The organism is Bordetella pseudohinzii, assembly GCF_000657795.2.
Lineage (GTDB): Bacteria > Pseudomonadota > Gammaproteobacteria > Burkholderiales > Burkholderiaceae_B > Bordetella > Bordetella pseudohinzii.
Genome location: NZ_JHEP02000007.1, coordinates 144,727 through 162,783 on the forward strand (window position 1 = coordinate 144,727; position 18,057 = coordinate 162,783).

18 protein-coding genes are annotated in these 18,057 nt (G+C 66.7%); 12 read left to right on the plus strand and 6 right to left on the minus strand.

The window, feature by feature from the left end; translation table 11 throughout:
* Positions 1-94: 94 nt before the first annotated feature.
* From L540_RS11165 to L540_RS11190, 6 genes are read left to right on the plus strand one after another with little or no spacing between them, the layout of a single operon-like run.
* Positions 95-1,636, plus strand: a complete 1,542-nt coding sequence (locus tag L540_RS11165) for an ABC transporter substrate-binding protein (RefSeq protein WP_043213266.1) — start codon at positions 95-97, stop codon at positions 1,634-1,636.
* A gap of 24 nt (positions 1,637-1,660) precedes the next feature.
* Positions 1,661-2,578 carry an ABC transporter permease gene (locus tag L540_RS11170; protein ID WP_043213264.1) on the plus strand — a complete coding sequence of 306 codons (918 nt, stop codon included), beginning with the start codon at positions 1,661-1,663 and terminating at the stop codon, positions 2,576-2,578.
* Between the two features lie 9 nt (positions 2,579-2,587).
* Positions 2,588-3,484: an ABC transporter permease gene (locus tag L540_RS11175; RefSeq protein ID WP_043213262.1), complete on the plus strand. Its 897-nt coding sequence runs from the start codon at positions 2,588-2,590 to the stop codon at positions 3,482-3,484.
* Between the two features lies 1 nt (position 3,485).
* A complete protein-coding gene (locus L540_RS11180) occupies positions 3,486-4,469 on the plus strand; it encodes an ABC transporter ATP-binding protein (RefSeq protein ID WP_043213259.1) in 984 nt (327 codons plus the stop codon).
* Positions 4,466-5,428 carry an ABC transporter ATP-binding protein gene (locus L540_RS11185; protein WP_043213257.1) on the plus strand — a complete coding sequence of 321 codons (963 nt, stop codon included), beginning with the start codon at positions 4,466-4,468 and terminating at the stop codon, positions 5,426-5,428. Before L540_RS11180 ends, L540_RS11185 begins: the two co-directional genes overlap by 4 nt.
* Positions 5,425-6,804: a M20 family metallopeptidase gene (locus L540_RS11190; RefSeq protein ID WP_043213255.1), complete on the plus strand. Its 1,380-nt coding sequence runs from the start codon at positions 5,425-5,427 to the stop codon at positions 6,802-6,804. The genes L540_RS11185 and L540_RS11190 overlap by 4 nt, the downstream gene beginning before the upstream one ends.
* Positions 6,805-6,847: 43 nt before the next feature.
* Here L540_RS11190 and L540_RS11195 read toward each other — a convergent pair whose 3' ends face one another.
* From L540_RS11195 to L540_RS11215, 5 genes are all read right to left on the minus strand, one after another.
* Positions 6,848-7,687 (minus strand): IclR family transcriptional regulator, encoded by an 840-nt coding sequence (locus L540_RS11195; RefSeq protein ID WP_048026288.1) that lies wholly within the window; start codon positions 7,685-7,687, stop codon positions 6,848-6,850.
* 77 nt (positions 7,688-7,764) lie between these two features.
* Complete coding sequence (locus tag L540_RS11200) at positions 7,765-8,526, minus strand: maleate cis-trans isomerase family protein (RefSeq protein WP_043213254.1); 762 nt, start codon at positions 8,524-8,526, stop codon at positions 7,765-7,767.
* Complete coding sequence (locus L540_RS11205) at positions 8,523-9,551, minus strand: carbon-nitrogen hydrolase family protein (RefSeq protein WP_043213251.1); 1,029 nt, start codon at positions 9,549-9,551, stop codon at positions 8,523-8,525. The genes L540_RS11200 and L540_RS11205 overlap by 4 nt, the downstream gene beginning before the upstream one ends.
* A gap of 84 nt (positions 9,552-9,635) precedes the next feature.
* On the minus strand, positions 9,636-11,258 hold the full coding sequence (locus tag L540_RS11210; protein ID WP_043213250.1) for an MFS transporter: 1,623 nt from the start codon (positions 11,256-11,258) through the stop codon (positions 9,636-9,638).
* Positions 11,259-11,478: 220 nt separating this feature from the next.
* Positions 11,479-12,291: an IclR family transcriptional regulator gene (locus L540_RS11215; RefSeq protein ID WP_048026291.1), complete on the minus strand. Its 813-nt coding sequence runs from the start codon at positions 12,289-12,291 to the stop codon at positions 11,479-11,481.
* A gap of 103 nt (positions 12,292-12,394) precedes the next feature.
* Here L540_RS11215 and L540_RS11220 point away from each other — a divergent pair, with 103 nt between their 5' ends.
* The 4 genes from L540_RS11220 to L540_RS11235 are packed head-to-tail and all read left to right on the plus strand — an operon-like array spanning position 12,395 to position 15,731.
* The gene (locus L540_RS11220; RefSeq protein ID WP_043213247.1) at positions 12,395-13,399 is read left to right on the plus strand and encodes a TRAP transporter substrate-binding protein; all 1,005 of its coding nucleotides are present in this window, start codon (positions 12,395-12,397) and stop codon (positions 13,397-13,399) included.
* 18 nt (positions 13,400-13,417) lie between these two features.
* Positions 13,418-13,855 (plus strand): type II 3-dehydroquinate dehydratase, encoded by a 438-nt coding sequence (locus L540_RS11225; RefSeq protein WP_043213245.1) that lies wholly within the window; start codon positions 13,418-13,420, stop codon positions 13,853-13,855.
* A 32-nt stretch (positions 13,856-13,887) separates the two neighbouring features.
* Positions 13,888-14,454 (plus strand): TRAP transporter small permease, encoded by a 567-nt coding sequence (locus L540_RS11230; RefSeq protein ID WP_414734124.1) that lies wholly within the window; start codon positions 13,888-13,890, stop codon positions 14,452-14,454.
* A complete protein-coding gene (locus L540_RS11235; protein WP_043213241.1) occupies positions 14,451-15,731 on the plus strand; it encodes a TRAP transporter large permease in 1,281 nt (426 codons plus the stop codon). The genes L540_RS11230 and L540_RS11235 overlap by 4 nt, the downstream gene beginning before the upstream one ends.
* A 3-nt stretch (positions 15,732-15,734) precedes the next feature.
* On the opposite strand, the gene pcaQ is transcribed toward L540_RS11235, so the two are convergent.
* Complete coding sequence (pcaQ, locus tag L540_RS11240; RefSeq protein ID WP_043213240.1) at positions 15,735-16,661, minus strand: pca operon transcription factor PcaQ; 927 nt, start codon at positions 16,659-16,661, stop codon at positions 15,735-15,737.
* A 93-nt stretch (positions 16,662-16,754) separates the two neighbouring features.
* On the opposite strand from pcaQ, the gene pcaH reads away from it, so the two are divergent.
* Both pcaH and pcaG read left to right on the plus strand, forming a co-directional pair.
* A complete protein-coding gene (pcaH, locus tag L540_RS11245) occupies positions 16,755-17,471 on the plus strand; it encodes a protocatechuate 3,4-dioxygenase subunit beta (RefSeq protein ID WP_043213238.1) in 717 nt (238 codons plus the stop codon).
* 4 nt (positions 17,472-17,475) lie between these two features.
* Positions 17,476-18,051 (plus strand): protocatechuate 3,4-dioxygenase subunit alpha, encoded by a 576-nt coding sequence (pcaG, locus tag L540_RS11250; RefSeq protein WP_043213237.1) that lies wholly within the window; start codon positions 17,476-17,478, stop codon positions 18,049-18,051.
* Positions 18,052-18,057: the final 6 nt, after the last annotated feature.

An 18,057-nucleotide genomic window follows, 5' to 3' on the forward strand; every position in this document is an offset into this window, starting at 1 on the left:
CGGAGAAGACAGATAGTAAGCAGTGCGCAGCACCCGGCAGCATCTTGTCCAACCACCACGGCCATGCAATGGCCGGCACAAGGGGAATCCGATCATGGCTTTTTCGCTTGCCTTACTCTCCGCCGGGCGATCCGGCCTGCGCCTGGGCGCCTGCGCGCTCGCGCTGGGCCTGGCGTTCAATGCCCACGCGGCCAAGAAGGACGACACCCTGCGCATGGCGTATGACCAGGCGCCCGAGAGCGTGGACCCTTACTACAACAATGTGCGCATCGGCGTGATCATCGCCGCCAACGTCTGGGACACGCTGCTCTACCGCGATCCCATGACCAATGAGTACAAGGGCCAGCTGGCCAAGAGCTGGAAGCAGGTCGATGACAAAACCCTGGAGTTCGAGCTGCGCCAGGGCGTGAAGTTTCATAATGGCGAGGAGTTCGACGCCGACTCGGTCGTCTACACGCTCAACTTCGTGGCCGATCCCAAGAACAAGGCCGTCACACAGCAGAACGTGGCCTGGATCGACAAGGTCGAGAAGATAGACAAATACCATGTTCGCCTGACCACCAAGGAGCCCTTCCCCGGCGCCAAGGAGTATCTGTCCACCACGGTCGCCATCCATCCGGCCAAGTACTACCAGGAAGTCGGACCCAAGGGCATGAACGCCAAGCCGGTGGGCTCGGGCCCCTACAAGGTGGCGGACTACCAGCCCGGCAAGTCCATCACGCTGGAGCGCAATACCGATTACTTCAAGGACTCGCCCAAGGCCCAGCCCAAGATAGGCAAGGTGGTCATCCGCTTCATCCCCGACCGCCAGACGCAGATGGCCGAAGTCATCTCCGGCGGCGAAGACCTCATCATGAGCGTGCCCAAGGACCAGGCCGACCAGCTGCGCACGGTGCCCACGCTGCAGGTGGTCAACGGCGAAACCATGCGCATCGTCTTCATGCAGATGAACATCCTGGAGAACTCGCCCGCGCCCCAGCTCAAGGATGAGCGCGTGCGCCGCGCCATCATCCACGCCATCGACCGCCAGGCCATCCTCAAGAACATCGTGGGCGAAGGCGGCGCCATCCTGAACGCCATCTGCACGCCGTCGCAGGTCGGCTGCACCCAGGACGTGCCCACCTATAAATACGACCCCGCCCAGGCCAAGAAGCTGCTGGCCGAGGCAGGCTATCCCAATGGTTTTGACATCGACATCCTGGCCTATCGCGAGCGCAACCAGACCGAGGCCATCATCAACTACCTACAGGCCGTGGGCATACGCGCCAAGCTCAACTTCCTGCAGTACGCCGCCATGCGCGACATGATACGCGCGGGCAAGGCCTCCATCACCCACCAGACCTGGGCCTCCAACCTGGTCAATGACGTCTCGGCCTCCACGCCGGTGTACTTCGGCTTCGGCAACGACGACATCACGCGCGACGCCAAGGTCAAGGCGCTGCTGGACAAGGGCGACCACACCATCGAGGCCGCGCCGCGCGCGGCGGCCTACAAAGAGGCCTTGTCCATGATCGCCGAGAAGGCCTACGCCGTGCCGCTCTGGACGCTGCCGGTCTATTACGTCGCCAACAAGGATCTGGCCTTCAAGCCCTATCCGGACGAGCTCACCCGCTTCTGGGACATGAGCTGGAAGTAGGCGGCAAAGACATAAGGGGAAAACATGTTGGGATTCGCGCTCAGACGCCTGGGGCTGGCCTTGCTGGTGGCCCTGACCGTATCGGTGCTGGCGTTTCTGCTGCTGCATCTGTCGGGCGACCCGGCGCTGGCCCTGGCCGGCGAAGGGGCGCGCCAGGCGGATATCGACGCGGTGCGCCGCGCCTACGGCCTGGACCGGCCCATGCTGGTGCAGTATGCCGACTGGCTCTGGCATATCCTGCAGGGCGACTTCGGCACCTCGGTATATTTCAAGACCGAGGTGGGACCGCTGATCTGGTCCAAGCTGAAGACCACGCTGCTGCTGGGCCTGGGATCGCTGGCGGTCGCCTTGCTGATCTCCATCCCGCTGGGCGTGCTGGCCGCTCTCTACAAGGGCAGCCTCATCGACCGGCTGTGCCTGGCGGTGGCGGTGCTGGGCCAGGCGCTGCCCAACTTTTTCTTCGCCCTCGTCCTCATCATGCTGTTCTCGATCACGCTGCGCGTGCTGCCCGTCTCGGGCAGCGGCAGCTGGGAGCACTTCGTGATGCCCTCCATCGCGCTGGGCTATTACGTGGCGCCGGCCTTCATGCGGCTGATACGCGCCGGCATGATCGAAGTCCTGGGCGCCGACTACATCCGCACCGCGCGCGCCAAAGGGCTGCCCGCCGGCAAGGTGGTCTTCAAGCATGCGCTACGCAACGCCATTGTTCCGGTGGTGGCCCTGGCCGCCGTGCAGCTGGGCTATCTGCTGGGCGGATCGGTCGTGGTTGAAACCATTTTCGCGCTCGACGGCCTGGGCTACCTGGCCTACCAGAGCATCACCTTCAAGGATTTTCCAGTGATGCAGCTCATCGTGCTCCTGCTGTCGGTGCTCTATGTGCTGCTGACCCTGGCGGCCGACCTGGCCAATGCCTGGCTGGACCCGCGCATCCGCGTCACTTGAGGAAAACGCATGCAGACACCCGCGATTCCCTCCCCCGCGCCCGCCCTGCCCAAAAGCAGCCGAGGCTGGCTGCGCCACTTGCGCCGCAACAAGGCCCTGTCCGTCGGCGGCGGCCTCTTGCTGTTCATCGTGCTCGTGGCCGTGTTCGCGCCCTGGCTGGCGCCGCACGACCCCTACTTCCAGGACCTGGCCTATCGCACCGCTGTGCCGGTCTGGTACGAAAAAGGCAGCTGGCTGCATCCCCTGGGCACCGACCAGCTGGGCCGCGACTATCTCTCGCGCCTGATCTACGGCGCGCGCATCTCGCTATTGATCGGCGCCAGCGTGGCCCTGATTTCCGGCCTCATCGGCACCGCCATGGGCATGGCCGCCGGCTACTTCGGCGGCAAGGTCGACATGGTGGTCTCCTTCCTGATCACCACGCGCCTGTCCCTGCCCGTCATCCTGGTGGCGCTGGCGACCGTCGCCCTGGTGGGCGGCTCGCTCTGGGTGGTCATCCTGGTGCTGGGCCTGCTGAAATGGGACCGCTTCGCCGTGGTCATGCGCAGCGCCACCCAACAGGTGCGCTCGCTGGAGTACGTCGCGGCCGCCCAGGCCGCCGGCGCCTCGACCTGGCGCATCATCCGCGGCGAGGTGCTGCCCAATGTCGTGCCCCAGCTGATCGTGATCGCCACGCTAGAGGCCGCCAGCGCCATCCTGCTCGAAGCCGCGCTGTCCTTCCTGGGCCTGGGCGTGCAGCCGCCCCTGCCGTCCTGGGGGCTGATGATCTCCGAAGCCAAGGCCTATATGTTCTTCTCCTTCTGGCTCATCGCCATCCCGGGCAGCGCGCTGGCCGTGCTGATCTTCGCCATCAACCTGGCCGGCGACGGCCTGCACCAGTTGCTCACCCCGCAGGAAAGGAGCTGACATGGCCGACTATGCTCTCGATGTGCAAGGCCTGTGCGTGGACATCGACACCCCGGCCGGCGCCTTGCACGCCGTGCGCGACGTGTCTTTCCAGGTCAAGCCGGGCGAGACCCTGTGCCTGGTGGGAGAATCGGGTTGCGGCAAGTCCATGACCTCCCTGGCCGTCATGGGCCTGCTGCCGCGCGCGGCCCGGCGCAGCGTGCGGCGGCTGGCCCTCATGGACGAGGACATCGGCCAGGCCGGCCGGCGGCGCGTGAACGCGCTGCGCGGCGCGCGCATGGCCATGGTCTTCCAGGAGCCCATGACGGCGCTCAACCCGGCCTACACCATAGGCTCGCAGCTGACCGAACACTATCTGTACCACCGCCGGGCCAGCTCGGCCCAGGCGCGCGAACGCGCCGCCGAACTGCTGCACAAGGTGGGCATCGCCTCGGCCGGCGAACGGCTGGCCCAATATCCCCACCAGCTCTCCGGCGGCCTGCGCCAGCGCGTCATGATCGCCATGGCACTGATGTGCGGGCCCGAAGTGCTGATCGCCGACGAGCCCAGCACCGCGCTGGACGTCACCATCCAGGCGCAGATCCTGCGGCTGCTGGCCGATCTGCAGGCCGAGCTGGGCATCGCCATGGTGCTGATCACCCATGATCTCGGCGTGGTGGCGCGCATTGCCCACCAGGTGGCGGTGATGTATGCCGGCCAGATCGTCGAACAAGGCCGCGCGGCCGATCTGTTCGCCGCGCCGCGCCATCCCTACACCCGGGGGCTGCTGGGCTGTATTCCCGTGCCCGGCCGCAGCGTGCCGGGCTCGCAGCTGGGCACCATCCCCGGCGTGGTGCCGGCCCTGGTGGGCGAACTGGCCGGCTGCGCCTTCGCCGACCGCTGCCGCCATGCCGGCGCGGACTGCCGCGGCGCCATTCCCGTCCATGCCAACCCCGCAGGCCAGTCCTGGCGCTGCGTCCATACCGACTTCGAGGTGGCAGCATGAGCACGCCCCTGCTTCGCGCCAGCCAGGTGAGCCGGCGCTTTGACATCAGCGCCGGCATGTTCCGCGCGCGCCGCACCCTGCACGCCGTCAACGGCGTGGACCTCCAGGTCGAACGCGGCTCGGTGCTGGGAATCGTGGGCGAATCGGGCTGCGGCAAGTCCACGCTGGCCCGCCTGCTGCTGGGACTGACCTCGCCCAGCGGCGGCAGCATCGAACTGGACGGCCAGGACATCCGCGGCATGGACCGCCGCGCCATGGCGCGGCGCGTGCAGCCGGTTTTCCAGGACCCCTATTCCTCGCTCAACCCCCGCCGCAGCATCGCCTCCATCGTCTCGCTGCCGCTGGAAGTGCACGGCATCGACAACCCCCGCCAGCACAAAGCCATCGAAATGCTGGAGCGCGTCGGCCTGCCCCCGCGCCTGGCGCAGAACACGCCAGGCCAGCTGTCGGGCGGACAGCGCCAGCGCGTGGCCATCGCGCGCGCCTTGGTCATGAAGCCGGACCTGGTCATCTGCGACGAGCCGACCTCGGCGCTGGACGTCTCCGTCCAGGCGCAGATCATGAATCTGCTGATGGCCCTGCGGCGCGACTTCAACCTGACCTATGTCTTCATCAGCCACAACCTGGCCGTGGTCGAACACATCGCCACCCACGTAGCGGTGATGTATCTCGGGCGGGTGGTCGAGTCCGCGCCCACGGCCGAACTCTATGCCCGCCCGCGCCATCCTTATACCCAGGCGCTGCTGGCCTCGGTGCTCACGCCCGAACCCGGCCTGGGCATCCCCGACATGGGGCTGGGCCTGTCCTTTCCCGACCCGCTCAACCCGCCGGCCGGCTGTCCCTTCCATCCCCGCTGCCAGCACGCCACGGCCGAGTGCGCCCGCAGCCGCCCCGAGCTGCGCGCCCATGAGGGCGCGCGCGTGGCCTGCCATCTCTATTCCGGAGCCCAGAACTCATGAGTCGCGAACAGGCTTTGCAACACGCCGGACAGTGCTTTGATTCCGGCGAATTCCAGCAGCTTCTGGCCCGCCGCATCGCCATCCCCACCGAAAGCCAGAACCCCGAACGCGCCGGCGAACTGGCGCGCTATCTGGACGACGAAATGGCGCCGGCCTTCCAGGCCATGGGCTTCGACTGCCAGCTGCTCACTCATCCCAAGGCGCGCGCGCCCTTTCTCTTTGCCCAGCGCATCGAGGATCCGGCCCGGCCCACCGTGCTCGGCTATGGCCACGGCGACGTGATCCGAGGCCTGGAGCCGGAGTGGCAGGCGGGCCTGTCGCCCTGGACGCTCACCCCGCGCGACGGCCGCTGGTATGGCCGCGGCATCGCCGACAACAAAGGCCAGCACAGCGTCAACATGGAAGCCATGCGCGCCGTGCTGGACACGCGCGGCAAGCTGGGTTTCAACGCCAAATACCTGATCGAAATGGGCGAAGAAACCGGCTCGCCGGGCCTGCGCGAACTCTGCGAAACCCATCGCGAGCGCCTGGCCGCCGACCTGCTGATCGCCTCGGACGGCCCCCGGCTGGCCCCGGCGCGCCCCACCGTCTTTCTCGGCGCGCGCGGCAGCCTGAACTTCGACCTGAGCATCGAGGCGCGCGCCGGCGGCCACCATTCCGGCAACTGGGGCGGCCTGATCTCCAACCCCGGCATCCAGCTCGCCCACGCCATCGCCAGCCTGGTCTCGGCCACCGGCCAGATCCGCATCCCCGAATGGGTGCCGGCCAGCCTGCCGGACTCGGTGCGGCGCGCCCTGGCCGATTGCGAAGTCGATGGCGGCGCCGATGGCCCGCGGATCGAACCCTGGTGGGGCGAACCCGGCCTGAGCCCGGCCGAGCGGGTCTTCGGCTGGTGTTCCTTCGAGGTGCTGGCCTACAAGACCGGCAACCCCGAGACCCCGGTCAACGCCATCCCGCCGCGCGCCTGGGCGCGCTGCCAGCTGCGTTTCGTGGTCGGCGTGGACGCCGATGAACTCCTGCCCGCGCTGCGGCGACACCTGGACCGCCAGGGCTTTCCGATGGTGCAGATCGCCACCACGCGCGAGACGATGTTCAAGGCCACGCGCATCGATCCGGACGACGAATGGGTGCGCTTCGCCGTGGACTCGCTGGCGCGCACCAGCGGCAAGAAGACGGCCGTGCTGCCCAATCTGGGCGGCTCGCTGCCCAACGACATCTTCACCGATGTGCTGGGCCTGAAAACCATCTGGGTGCCGCACTCCTACCCGGGCTGCTCGCAGCATGCGCCCAACGAGCACCTGCCGCCCGAATTGCTGCGCGAAGGCCTGCTGGGCATGACGGGCCTGTACTGGGATCTGGGCGCGGCCGCTACCTGAAGCGGCCGGTGGCGCGCTTCAGGCGCGCGCCGGCAAGGCGGGGTCAGCCGTAGACCCCGGCCGTCTGCGAGATTTCGGCGGCGTGCGCCTTGAGCAGCGCCAGCGTCTGGGCCTCGGAGGCCTCGTGCAGCAGATGGTTGGGCCCCATCACCGTCAGGCCCGCGATGATGGCGCCCGACAGATCAAAAATGGGCGCCGACAAGGAAGTAAAGTTGGGCAGCAGGGTGTTGCGGCAGCGGCTATAGCCTTGCTCGCGAATGCGGGCGGCCATCTCGCGGAAGGCCTCGGCATTGCGCGGCACGCCGGCGTCCTGGGGCTCGGCCACCAGGCTTTGCATGGACAGTTCTTCCTGCAGCAGCGCGGCCGTCACGCTCTCGGGCAGATGGGCCGCGAAGTTGCGGCCCAGCGCCGAGGACAAAAGCGGCAGCACGCTGCCCACGCGCAGCTCCAGCAGCGGCTGGCCGCGCCGGCCTTCGATGCGATTGACGATGGTCGGCCCTTTGTTGCCCCAGACTCCCAGAAAAACGGTATGCCCCGATTGCGCGCTGATGTCTATCATGGCCGGCCGGGCCAGCTTGTAGACGTCGAACTGCTCCAGCGCGGCCACGCCCAGCTTCAGCGCATAGCTGCCCAGGCCGTAATGGCCGGTATCGGCATCCTGCTGCACCACCCCCACCCGCTGGAAACTCACCAGGTAGTAATGGGCATTGGCCACGGTCAGGCCGGTCTCTTCGGCCACGCGGCTCAGCGGCAGCGGGCTGCCGGCCCGCACCATGGTGTCCAGAATGGAAAATCCGATTTCCACCGACTGGATCCCGCGTTGCCTGGCCTTGGGCTTGGCGTCGGCGGGCTGCGCGGCGTCGGTCGTGGGTCGTTTGGGCATTGCTCGGCGTCTTGGAGTGGTCTTGTGCAGGGGCTAATTTACTATCAAACCGCCCCTGCGCAGGCCCGCGGCGCGCCTCAGTAGCGGCCCGACAGCAGCGAGCCGTAGCCGGGCACGCGGGTGGACAGGCCGAGCTTCTTGAGCATCTGATAGGTGGTCGCCACCGACGAAGACACCACCGGCAGGCCGACGCGGTCCTCGATGGGCTGGATGGAGTCCAGCGACGGCATCTGCACGCAAGCCGAAGCCACCACGGCATCCACGCCCGAGGTCTTGAGTTTCTTGGTGATCTCGATGGGCGCGCGCGGATCCTGCAGGCCGACTTCCAGGTTGTCGGGAATCTCCAGCGAAATGCTGTCCACGACCTCGATGCCTTCGTTCTCGATGTAGTCGATGACCAGCTGCGTCAAGGGCTTCATGTAGGGCGCCAGCAGCGACACCTTCTTGGCGCCCAGCGCGTGCAGGCTGTCGACCAGGGCGCCGGCGCTGGTGACCACCGGCGCCGCGCCGCCGTTCTCGGCCGTGCGGCGGCCCAGCCGCTCCTCGGAGACACGGTGATAGCCCAGGCCCATGCTCATGATGGCCACCAGGCAGGCATAGCCCAGGACATCGACCCGGGCGTCGGACAGCTCAAGCGCGCAGCGGTCGCTGTCCGCGTCCATCGCCGCCAGTTCTTCCTTGGTCACTTTCTTCATCCGCATGCGGCTGGAATGGAAGGTGAAGCGTTCGGCCTCGATGGCCTCGCGCGCCCGCAGGATGGCGGGGATCTCGGTCTCCATCGTCGTGTTCGACGACGGCACGATCTGGCCGATACGATAGCGCCGGGGCGTGGCGTTCATGCTTGCATCTCCTGACTGGTTTCGGTCATGTTCAGGTCTCGGTTGAGGTCTTCCTGCGACCCGTTGTCATCGAACTGGGCCGGCTGCAGAAAGCGCCGGTTCACGCGCAGGTCGAAGACGTCGAAACGGTTGTAGTGGCCAACGATGTCGTGCATCTGCCGGGGCTGTATGCAGCGCGCGAGATCGAGTTCGGCGTAGGCAATGCCCTCGTCGTCGATGAGGGGTTCGCCAATGACCCGGCCATCCGGGCCGATGAATCCCGAGAACGCGCTGTTGCGGCGGCTGAGCAGGGCGCGGGCATTGGGGAAATCGGGTTCCAGCGCGCCGATGATCTCCTCGGATACCGTCGAGCAGGACACGACGGTAAACAGCTTGCCCTCGAAGCTGTGCGCGGCCGCGCGCAGCTTGATCGCCTCGGCCATATCGTAGTCGGGCGGCGCCACGGGCAGCGAAATATAGTTGGCCACATGTACCAGCTCGCCCTGGGACAACAAGGCGAAGCGCGCCAGCGTGTTGGTGTTCTCGCCGCAGGCTAGCGCCCCCAGCGGGCCGACCGAAGTCTGGTGCACGCGCAGCGCCGAGGCATCGCCCGGCGTCCAGGTCAGCTTCTCGGCCCAGGTCGGCACCAGTTTGCGATGACGGCCGAGAATGCGGCCTTCGTCGCTGATGGTGACCACCGTGTTGTAGATGGTGCCCACGCCATGGCGGCTGCGCTCGTTCACGCCGATCACGACATTGATCTTGTGGCGCGCCGCCGCGGCGGCGATCTTGGCGATCTCGGGGCCGGGGATCTCGATGGCCGAACGCGCCAGTTTCTCGAACCAGGGGCTGCCTTCGACAGGATTGCCGATCCAGCTCCAATAGGGATAGGCCGAGACGAAAACCTCGGGGAAGGCCACCAGGCGCGCGCCGTTGCCGGCGGCTTCGGCGATCAAGCCGATGGTCTTGTCGACGGTGGCGTCGGTGTTCAGGAACACGGGCGCGGTCTGTACCGCGGCGGCCTTGAAACAAGGAAGGTCAAGCATGGCAGCTCTGCTTCTAAAGAAAAAATAAAAGAAAAAAACCCGGCGGCGCCGGGCCGCGCGGCGGGCGCGAACCCGCCGCGCGTGTCAGTGCCGGATGTCTTCGTCGATGGCCACGGCCCGCGTGTTGGGCAGCAGGATGCAACCCAGGATGCCGACCACGGCGGTCACCGCGACCGGATACATCAGGCCGCCGAATACATTGCCGCTGGCCTGGGCCAGATAGGTGGCGGTAAAGGGCACGATGCCGCCGAAGATGCCGGCCCCGATGTGATACGGGAAGGACAGCGCCGTATAGCGGATGCGCGGCGGGAAGAGTTCCACCAGATAGGAGGCCACCGGGCCGTAGACCATGGCCACGACCGCGGTCATCAGGACCAGGATGGCGACGATGGCCAGGCGGTTGACGCGCGCCGGGTCGGCGGCCTTGGGATAGCCCGCCTCGGCCAGGGCCTTGTCATAGGCCGCCGCATCAAAGCCCGGCACCGTCGCGCCGCCCACCGACATGGCGATGGCCTGGCCCGGCAAGGCCGGCACGTATTCGAAATTGATGCCGCGCGACACGAGGAATTTCTTGGCCTGGACGCAGGCTTTTTTATGGTCGGCGTGCGAGCTGACAAGCGCGGCCTGCAGGCCAAAGTCGCAGGCGCCGTCCTGGGTGTCGGCATGGATGCGCACCGGCGTGCTGCGCACGGCCTCGGCCAGCGCCGGATTGCCGGCCTGCAGCAGGGCCGAAAACATGGGGTTGTAGCCCACGGCCGCCGCGAACAGGCCCGCCATCATCAGCCATTTGCGGCCGATGCGGTCGGACAGCCAGCCAAAGAAGATAAAGGCGGGCGCACCGATGGCGAAGCCAGTGATCAAGAGCAGATTGACCTGCTGCTGGCTCATCTGCACAGCCTGCTGCAGGAAGATCATCACGTAGAACTGGCCCGTGAAATAGGTCGCGCCCTGCCCGGCGGTCACTCCCACCAGCGCGATCAGCACCAGGCGCAGATTGGCCCATTGCCCGAAGGTTTCCTTGACCGGATTACGCGACAGGCGGTTCTGCTGCTTCATGCGGGCGAAGACGGGCGACTCGTGCAGCTTGGCGCGCACATAGACCGAGACGACCAGCATCACGATGGACAGCAGGAAGGGCACGCGCCAGCCCCACTGGCGGAAGTCATCCGCGCCCATGCTGGCCTGGGTGGCGACGATGACCAGCAGCGACAGGATGAGGCCGGCCGAAGACGTGATCTGGATCCAGCCGGTCAGCAGGCCGCGGCGCTTGGGCTCGCAATGCTCGGCGACATAGATCACCGCGCCGCCATACTCGCCGCCCACGGCCAGGCCCTGGACGACGCGCAGCGTCAGCAGCAGGATCCACGACAGATGGCCGGCGCTTTCATAGCTGGGCAGGCAGCCGATCAGGACGGTCGAGCCGCCCATCATGACCACGGTGACCAGAAAGGTGTACTTGCGGCCCAGGCGGTCGCCGAGATAGCCGAACAGCACCGCCCCCAGCGGCCGGATGATGAAACCCACCGCCAGCGCGCCCAGCGCCGCCAACAGGGAGACGGTGGGATTGTCCTGCGGAAACAGCACCTGGCTCATGAAGACGGCCAACGCGCCATAGATGAAAAAGTCGTACCACTCGAACAACGTCCCGACCGTGGACGCCACGACCACCTGGCGCTCTTCCTTGCGGCTGAGCGTCGAAGACGGCATGGCGGCGCCGGCCGCGGTATTTAACGTACCCATCACGTAACCCCGATGATTTGCATTTTGGTCTTATCAAAAGACATGTACATTATCAAATCAATTGCCGGACGTAAAAAATCGGGGAAAACCATTAGTCATGGTCGTCCCCGAGAGTTGGGCGTCTGATGTGATGGCGCCAAGGGTCGCGGTGGATGACTCCGCGATCAGCCGCGGCGCCAGGCCGCTCTCAGGCCGCCTGGTCGTTGCGGCCCTGCATGGGGAAGCGCTTGCGGAACATGGGCGAAGCCAGGCTGGCCAGGGCCAGCTCCTCGGCCGCGGCCAGCAGCTCCGGGCCCAGCGCCAGCATGCGCGCCTCGGTCAAACGCATGGCCGGCCCGGCGATGCTCAGCACGCCGATGGCCGGCTCCGGCTGGCGCTGCACCGGCGCGGCCATGGCCGTCATGCCCGGCGCGAAGACCTCGTTGATCATGGCGTAGCCGCGCTGGCGGCCGGCATGCAGGATATCGATCAGCTGGGCGATGGTGGTGGGCGCATTGGGCCCGTAGTCCTCGGGCGCGCCAAAGCCCTGGCGCGCGACCAGATCCAGCGCCTGTTCGTCCGTCATGGTCAGCATCCAGGCATGGCCGGAGGCGCTGCAGGATAGGCGCGCCTCGGCGCCGATGTCCGGGTCATAGCGCAGGCCGTGGCGCGCGCCCTGCACCTTGGCGACCCAGGTCAGCCGCCCATCGTCGACGATGGCCAGGCGCACCAGCTCGCCCGAAATCTCGGCCAGCCGCTCGATCAGCGGTTGCGCGATATCGACGATGCCGGTGGCCGCGAGATAGCTCAGGCCGATGGACGCCACGCGCGCGGTCAAGGCATAGGCGCCGTGCTCGCGCACCTGGCGCACATAGCCGCAGCGGCAAAGCTCGGTGACCACGCGGTGCGCCGCGCTTTGGGGCAGATCCAGGCGCTCGGCGATGGCGCCCAGGGGTTCGCCCTCCGGTTTGTCGGAAAGGTATTCCATCACGGCGAGGGCGCGTTCAAGGACTCCAGCCATGTTGTTCCTGGTCGGTTGAGGTGGGATGGATGATAACCCTAACTGGAATTTCATTCCAGGTGGAATTACATTCCACTCCACAACACCAACAGGAGAGAGACAAATGAACTACCGCATGATGGCGCTGGCCCTGGCCGCCGCGCTGGGTCTGGCCGGCGGCGCGTCCGCGCAGCAGATCCAGGAGCGCACCATACGCTTCGGACACCTCAACAACACCGATCACCCCGTCAGCGCGGGGGTGCGGAAGTTCACCGAACTGGTGGCGGCCAAAAGCGGCGGCAAGCTCAAGGTCAAGGAATTCCCCGCTTCGCAGCTGGGCAATGAAATGCAGCAGCAATCCGCCCTGCAGGGCGGCGTCCAGGAAATGACCGCCCCGGCGACCACCTCGCTGGTGGGCATCGTCAAGGAGTTCGGGCTGGTGGACCTGCCCTTCTCGGTCACCGACTTCGGCCAAGCCGACGCCCTGCTCGACGGCCCGCTGGGCACGGCCCTGATCAACAAGCTGCCCGAGAAAGGCCTGGTCGCGCTGGGCTTCTGGGACCTGGGTTTCCGCAATGTCACCAACTCCAAGCATCCCATCCGCAAGCCCGAGGACCTGGCCGGCCTGAAGATCCGCGTGATCCCCAATCCGGTCTTCCTGGAGACCTTCAAGGAATTCAAGGCCAATCCCGTGCCCATGCCCTTTGCCGAGCTCTATGGCGCGCTGGAGTCGCGCGCGGTGGACGGCCAGGAGAATCCCTATTCGGTGATCCTGTCGAACAAGTTCTACGAAGTGCAGAAGTACGTGAGCTCGACCAACCACGTCTACGCCGCCAATATCGTGCTGGTGAGCAAGAAATTCTGGGACAAGCTCTCGCCCGACGAGCAACGCATCCTCTCGGAATCCGCCATCGAGGCCCGCGCCTACCAGCGCCAGGCCAGCCGGGCCGCCGCGCAGAAGGCGGTGGCCGAACTGCAGGCCAAGGGTATCGCCTTCAATACCATCGAGCCGGCCGAGAAGGCGCGCATGCAGCAGATCGTCAAACCCGTCGTGGCCAAGCTGACCAGCGACTACGATCCCGCCATCCTCAAGCTGTACAACGACGAACTCGCCCGCATCCGCAAGTAAACCGGCTGGCCGACAACCATGAAAATCCTCGTATTGCATGGCCCGAACCTGAACCTGTTCGGCCGCCGCGAACCGCATATCTACGGCAGCACCACGCTGGCCGAGATCAACCAGCGCCTGGCGGCGCTGGCCGCCGAACTCGGCGTCGAACTGGACACCCTGCAGTCCAACCATGAGGGCGACCTGATCGACTTCCTGCACCGCAATATCGACCAGGCGCAGGGCGCGCTGGTCAATCCGGCCGGGCTGACCCAGCATGGCGTGCCGCTGCATGACGCCATCAAGGCCATGCCCTTCCCGACGCTGGAAGTGCATATGTCGAACATCGCGGCGCGCGAGTCCTGGCGAGCGCATTCCATTATTTCGCCCGCGGTCAGGGGAACGATACAGGGCTTGGGCCCGGTGTCCTACCTGATGGCCCTCAGAGGATTGGTCGAGCTGCTTCGGGCGGCCTGAGCCCCACACACAAGGACAAGGCAATGCAGACCGTGGACCGATGCATCGATTCCGTCTGCCGCATGCTGAACTTCGCCATCGCCGCCCTGCTGGCGGTGATGGTGATACTCGTCTTCGGCAATGTGGTGGCGCGCTACGGCTTTAACTCCGGGATCACCATCTCGGAAGAACTCTCGCGCTGGATGTTCATCTGGATGACCTTTCTGGGCGCCGTGGTCGCGCTGCGCGAGCGCGGCCATCTCGGCATGGACATGCTGGTCTCCAGGCTGTCGCGCACGGGCAAAACGTGCTGCCTCGCCCTGGGGCAGCTGCTGATGCTTTACATCGTCGGCCTGATATTCAAAGGCAGTTGGGAGCAGGCCGTCATCAATGCCGATGTCAAGGCGCCGGTCAGCGGCGCGCCCATGGCCATCGTGTATGCCTCGGGAGTCGTGTTCGCGGTCCTGTCCGGGCTGATTCTGCTGGTCGATCTGTACCGGACCCTCACCGGCAGGCTGCGGGAAAGCGACCTCATCATGATCCAGGAATCCGAAGACGCCGGGCAGCTCAAGCAGCTGCTGCAGGAACATGGGCAGGCCAGCGAAGGAGGCAAGCCATGACCATTTCCGTCTTTGTCTTCTCGCTGCTGGGCGTCATGGCGCTCGGCGTGCCGATCGCCTTCGCCCTGCTGGCCAGCGGCGTGGCGCTGATGTGGCATCTGGACGTCTTCGACGCCCAGATCCTGGCGCAAAACGTCATCGGCGGCGCCGACAGCTTCCCCTTGCTGGCCGTGCCGTTTTTCATGCTGGCCGGCGAAATCATGAACGAGGGCGGACTGTCGCGGCGCATCGTCAATCTCGCCCTGGCCCTGGTCGGCCATGTGCGCGGCGGCCTGGGCTATGTCGCCATCATGGCCGGCTGCCTGCTGTCGGCGCTGTCCGGATCGGCGGTCGCCGATGCGGCGGCCTTGACCGCGCTGGTGCTGCCCATGATGGTGGCCGCGGGCCACAAGAAGGAAACCGCCGGCGGCCTGATCGCGGCCACCGGCGTCATCGCCCCCGTGATCCCGCCCAGCATAGGCCTGGTGATCTTCGGCGTCGCGGCCAATGTCTCGATCTCCAAGCTATTCATGGCGGCCATCGTCCCAGGCCTGCTCATCGGCGGCGCGCTGTGGCTGACCTGGTATTGGCTGGCGCGCAACGAGAAGGTCGCCCCGCCGCCGCGCCGCCCGCGCGCCGAGGTGCTGCGCGCCCTGCGCGAGTCGCTCTGGGCCCTGATGCTGCCGGTCATCATCCTGGTCGGCCTGCGCATGGGGGTCTTCACGCCGACCGAGGCGGCCGTGGTCGCGGCGGTCTATGCCTTCCTGATCTCGACGCTGGTGTACCGGGAGCTGCCGCCCAGCCGGCTCTACGGCCTGTTCGTGTCGGCGGCCAAGACCAGCGCCATCGTGATGTTCCTCATCGCCGCGGCCATGGTCGCGGCCTGGCTGATCACGGTGGCCGACCTGCCGTCCAAGGTCGTGGACATGCTGGCGCCCTTCATGGAGAACAAGATCCTGCTCATGGCCGCGATCATGGTGCTGGTCATGATCGTGGGCACGGCGCTGGACATGACGCCCACCATCCTCATCCTGACGCCCGTGCTCATGCCCATCGTGCGCGCCGCCGGCATCGATCCGGTCTACTTCGGGGTGCTCTTCATCATCAACAATTCCATCGGCCTGATCACGCCGCCCGTGGGCGTGGTGCTCAATGTGGTGGCCGGCGTGGGCAAGATGAAGATGGACGAGGTCACGCGGGGCGTGATTCCCTTCATGGCCGCGGAGTTCGCCATCATGTTCATGATGGTGCTCTTCCCGCCGCTGGTGACGGTGCCGGCGCGCTGGTTCGGCGGCTAGGCCTCAGCCGCGCGCCAGCCGCAGGCGCTCGCGCTCCAGGCCGCTGGCGCGCACGGCCTCGAACAGGCGGCCGGCCGCCGCGCCCAGCGCCACATCCGTACGCCGCAGCAGCCCCACCGGCTCGTCGGTGCCCGGGCCGGCGAAGGGCAGCGCCACCACGCGGCGCTGCGCCAGCAAGTCCTCGACCAGGCTGAAGGGCACGAACCAGACCGCGTCATTGCCCAGCGTCAGCGCGAGATTGAGCGACACAGACAGGCTTTCCACCCGGCCCGGCTGGGCCATGACGCCCCAGCTGGCGATCAGGCTGTCGGCCGACTGCCGGATCAGGGTGCCGGCCGGCGGCATCAGCAGAGGATGGCCGGCCAGGGCCTGGGGCCCGGCCAGCGCCGGATGGCCGGGCCGCACCACCACGGTCAGCGGCTCGCGGAACAGATGCTCGAACACCATGCCCGCCATGGCCTTGGGCTCGGCCATGCGGCCGATGACGAAATCCAGCTCTGCGGCCTTGAGCGCGTCCAGCAGCTCGCTGTTGCGCCCCGTGCTCACGGCCAGCGTGGCCGTGGGCCATTCCTGGGCGAACACGCGCAGGGCCGGCGGCAACAGCACGCTGGCCACCGTGGGCAAGGCGCCGACGCGCACGACCGTGGGCGGATTGGCGTTCAGGCCGCCCAGGTCGGCCAGGCCTTCATGCAGGCTGCCCAGGCAGCCGCGCGCATAGGGCGCAAAGCGCCGCCCGGCGGCCGTGAGCGCCGCGCCCTGGCGGCCGCGCTCGAACAACTCGCTGCCCACCACCTCCTCCAGCTCCGACAGCGTCTTGGAGACAGCCGGCTGGGTGATGGACAGCGACTCCGCGGCGCGCTGCAGGCTGCCCAGCTGGGCAACCGCCAGAAAACACTCGATATGCCGCAACTTGACTCGACGCTTATCCATAACTTTTTCGGCGATTTAATGGCCATTAATGTCACTTATCATAACCAGAATGCGCAGGTAGAGTGGGCCACTACACGCTACGGAGACAACCTCATGGACCACCCCGAACCTGGCCCCATCCTGCTTGCCGACCGTGATTGGCCGCAGCACCCGCCTTATAAGTACCCCGACTACAAATCGTCCATCCTGCGCAGCCCGACCCGCGCGCTGATGCCGGCGCCCGCGGCCCTGAAAGACCTGCGCGCGCCGGTCTACGGCGCGGACGCGCTGGGCGCGCATGACCATGACCTCACCGTCAATGCCGCAAAGAACGGCGCGCCGCTGGGCGAGCGCATCATCGTGACAGGGCGCGTGCTGGATGAATCGGGGCGTCCGCTGCCCCATACCCTCGTCGAGATCTGGCAAGCCAATGCGGCCGGCCGCTATGTGCACAAAGGCGACCAGCACGACGCGCCGCTGGACCCGAATTTCCTGGGCGCGGGCCGCTGCCTGACTGACAAAGACGGGCGCTATCATTTCCTCACCATCAAGCCGGGCGCCTATCCCTGGGGCAACCACAGCAATGCCTGGCGCCCCAACCACATCCATTTCTCGCTCTTCGGGCAGTACTTCGGCTCGCGCCTGGTGACGCAGATGTATTTCCCGGGCGATCCGCTGCTGGCGCTGGACCCGATCTTCCAGGGCACGCCGGCGTATGCCCGCGACCGCCTGGTGTCGCGCTTCGCCCTGGAGCACACGCGCGAGGGCTATGCCCTGGCCTATGAGTTCGACATCGTCCTGCGCGGCGCCCGCCAGACCCCCATGGAGTAAGCGCATGAGCTCACTGAAACAAACGCCTTCGCAGACCGTCGGCCCCTATTTCGCCTACGGCCTGTGCCCGCAACAGTACGACTTCGACTTCAAGAGCCTGTTCACCGAAACGCTGGCCGACCCTTCGGCGCCGGGCCAGCACATCATCGTGATGGGCAATGTCTATGACGGCAGCGGCGCGCCGGTCGTCGACGCCATGCTGGAATTCCTGCAGCCCGACGCCGATGGCCGCTATGCCACCGAAGCCGGCGGCGACTTCCGGGGCTTTGCGCGCGTGGGCACGGGCACCGATCCGGCCCAGCGCTTCGTGCTGCGCACCGTCAAGCCCGGAGCGCCCGGCCCGGGCCGGGCGCCGGCCATCGACGTCATCGTCCATATGCGCGGCATGCTGCTGCATGCCTACACCCGCATCTATTTCGATGACGAAGAAACAGCCAACCAGGGCGACGCCATCCTGGCCGCCGTCGAACCGCAACGGCGCCGGACGCTGATCGCGCGGCGCCAGCCCGGCAGCGCCCCCGTCTATCTCTTCGACATCCATCTGCAAGGGCCGGCCGAGACCGTCTTCTTCGATCTCTGAGGACGT

Bases quoted from the DNA above. Each gene is read 5' to 3' on its own strand.
- L540_RS11165 (WP_043213266.1), top strand. From the start codon at position 95: ATGGCTTTTTCGCTTGCCTTACTCTCCGCCGGGCGATCCGGCCTGCGC.
- L540_RS11170 (WP_043213264.1), top strand. From the start codon at position 1,661: ATGTTGGGATTCGCGCTCAGACGCCTGGGGCTGGCCTTGCTGGTGGCC.
- L540_RS11175 (WP_043213262.1), top strand. From the start codon at position 2,588: ATGCAGACACCCGCGATTCCCTCCCCCGCGCCCGCCCTGCCCAAAAGC.
- L540_RS11180 (WP_043213259.1), top strand. From the start codon at position 3,486: ATGGCCGACTATGCTCTCGATGTGCAAGGCCTGTGCGTGGACATCGAC.
- L540_RS11185 (WP_043213257.1), top strand. From the start codon at position 4,466: ATGAGCACGCCCCTGCTTCGCGCCAGCCAGGTGAGCCGGCGCTTTGAC.
- L540_RS11190 (WP_043213255.1), top strand. From the start codon at position 5,425: ATGAGTCGCGAACAGGCTTTGCAACACGCCGGACAGTGCTTTGATTCC.
- L540_RS11195 (WP_048026288.1), bottom strand. From the start codon at position 7,687: ATGCCCAAACGACCCACGACCGACGCCGCGCAGCCCGCCGACGCCAAG.
- L540_RS11200 (WP_043213254.1), bottom strand. From the start codon at position 8,526: ATGAACGCCACGCCCCGGCGCTATCGTATCGGCCAGATCGTGCCGTCG.
- L540_RS11205 (WP_043213251.1), bottom strand. From the start codon at position 9,551: ATGCTTGACCTTCCTTGTTTCAAGGCCGCCGCGGTACAGACCGCGCCC.
- L540_RS11210 (WP_043213250.1), bottom strand. From the start codon at position 11,258: ATGCCGTCTTCGACGCTCAGCCGCAAGGAAGAGCGCCAGGTGGTCGTG.
- L540_RS11215 (WP_048026291.1), bottom strand. From the start codon at position 12,291: ATGGCTGGAGTCCTTGAACGCGCCCTCGCCGTGATGGAATACCTTTCC.
- L540_RS11220 (WP_043213247.1), top strand. From the start codon at position 12,395: ATGAACTACCGCATGATGGCGCTGGCCCTGGCCGCCGCGCTGGGTCTG.
- L540_RS11225 (WP_043213245.1), top strand. From the start codon at position 13,418: ATGAAAATCCTCGTATTGCATGGCCCGAACCTGAACCTGTTCGGCCGC.
- L540_RS11235 (WP_043213241.1), top strand. From the start codon at position 14,451: ATGACCATTTCCGTCTTTGTCTTCTCGCTGCTGGGCGTCATGGCGCTC.
- pcaQ (WP_043213240.1), bottom strand. From the start codon at position 16,661: ATGGATAAGCGTCGAGTCAAGTTGCGGCATATCGAGTGTTTTCTGGCG.
- pcaH (WP_043213238.1), top strand. From the start codon at position 16,755: ATGGACCACCCCGAACCTGGCCCCATCCTGCTTGCCGACCGTGATTGG.
- pcaG (WP_043213237.1), top strand. From the start codon at position 17,476: ATGAGCTCACTGAAACAAACGCCTTCGCAGACCGTCGGCCCCTATTTC.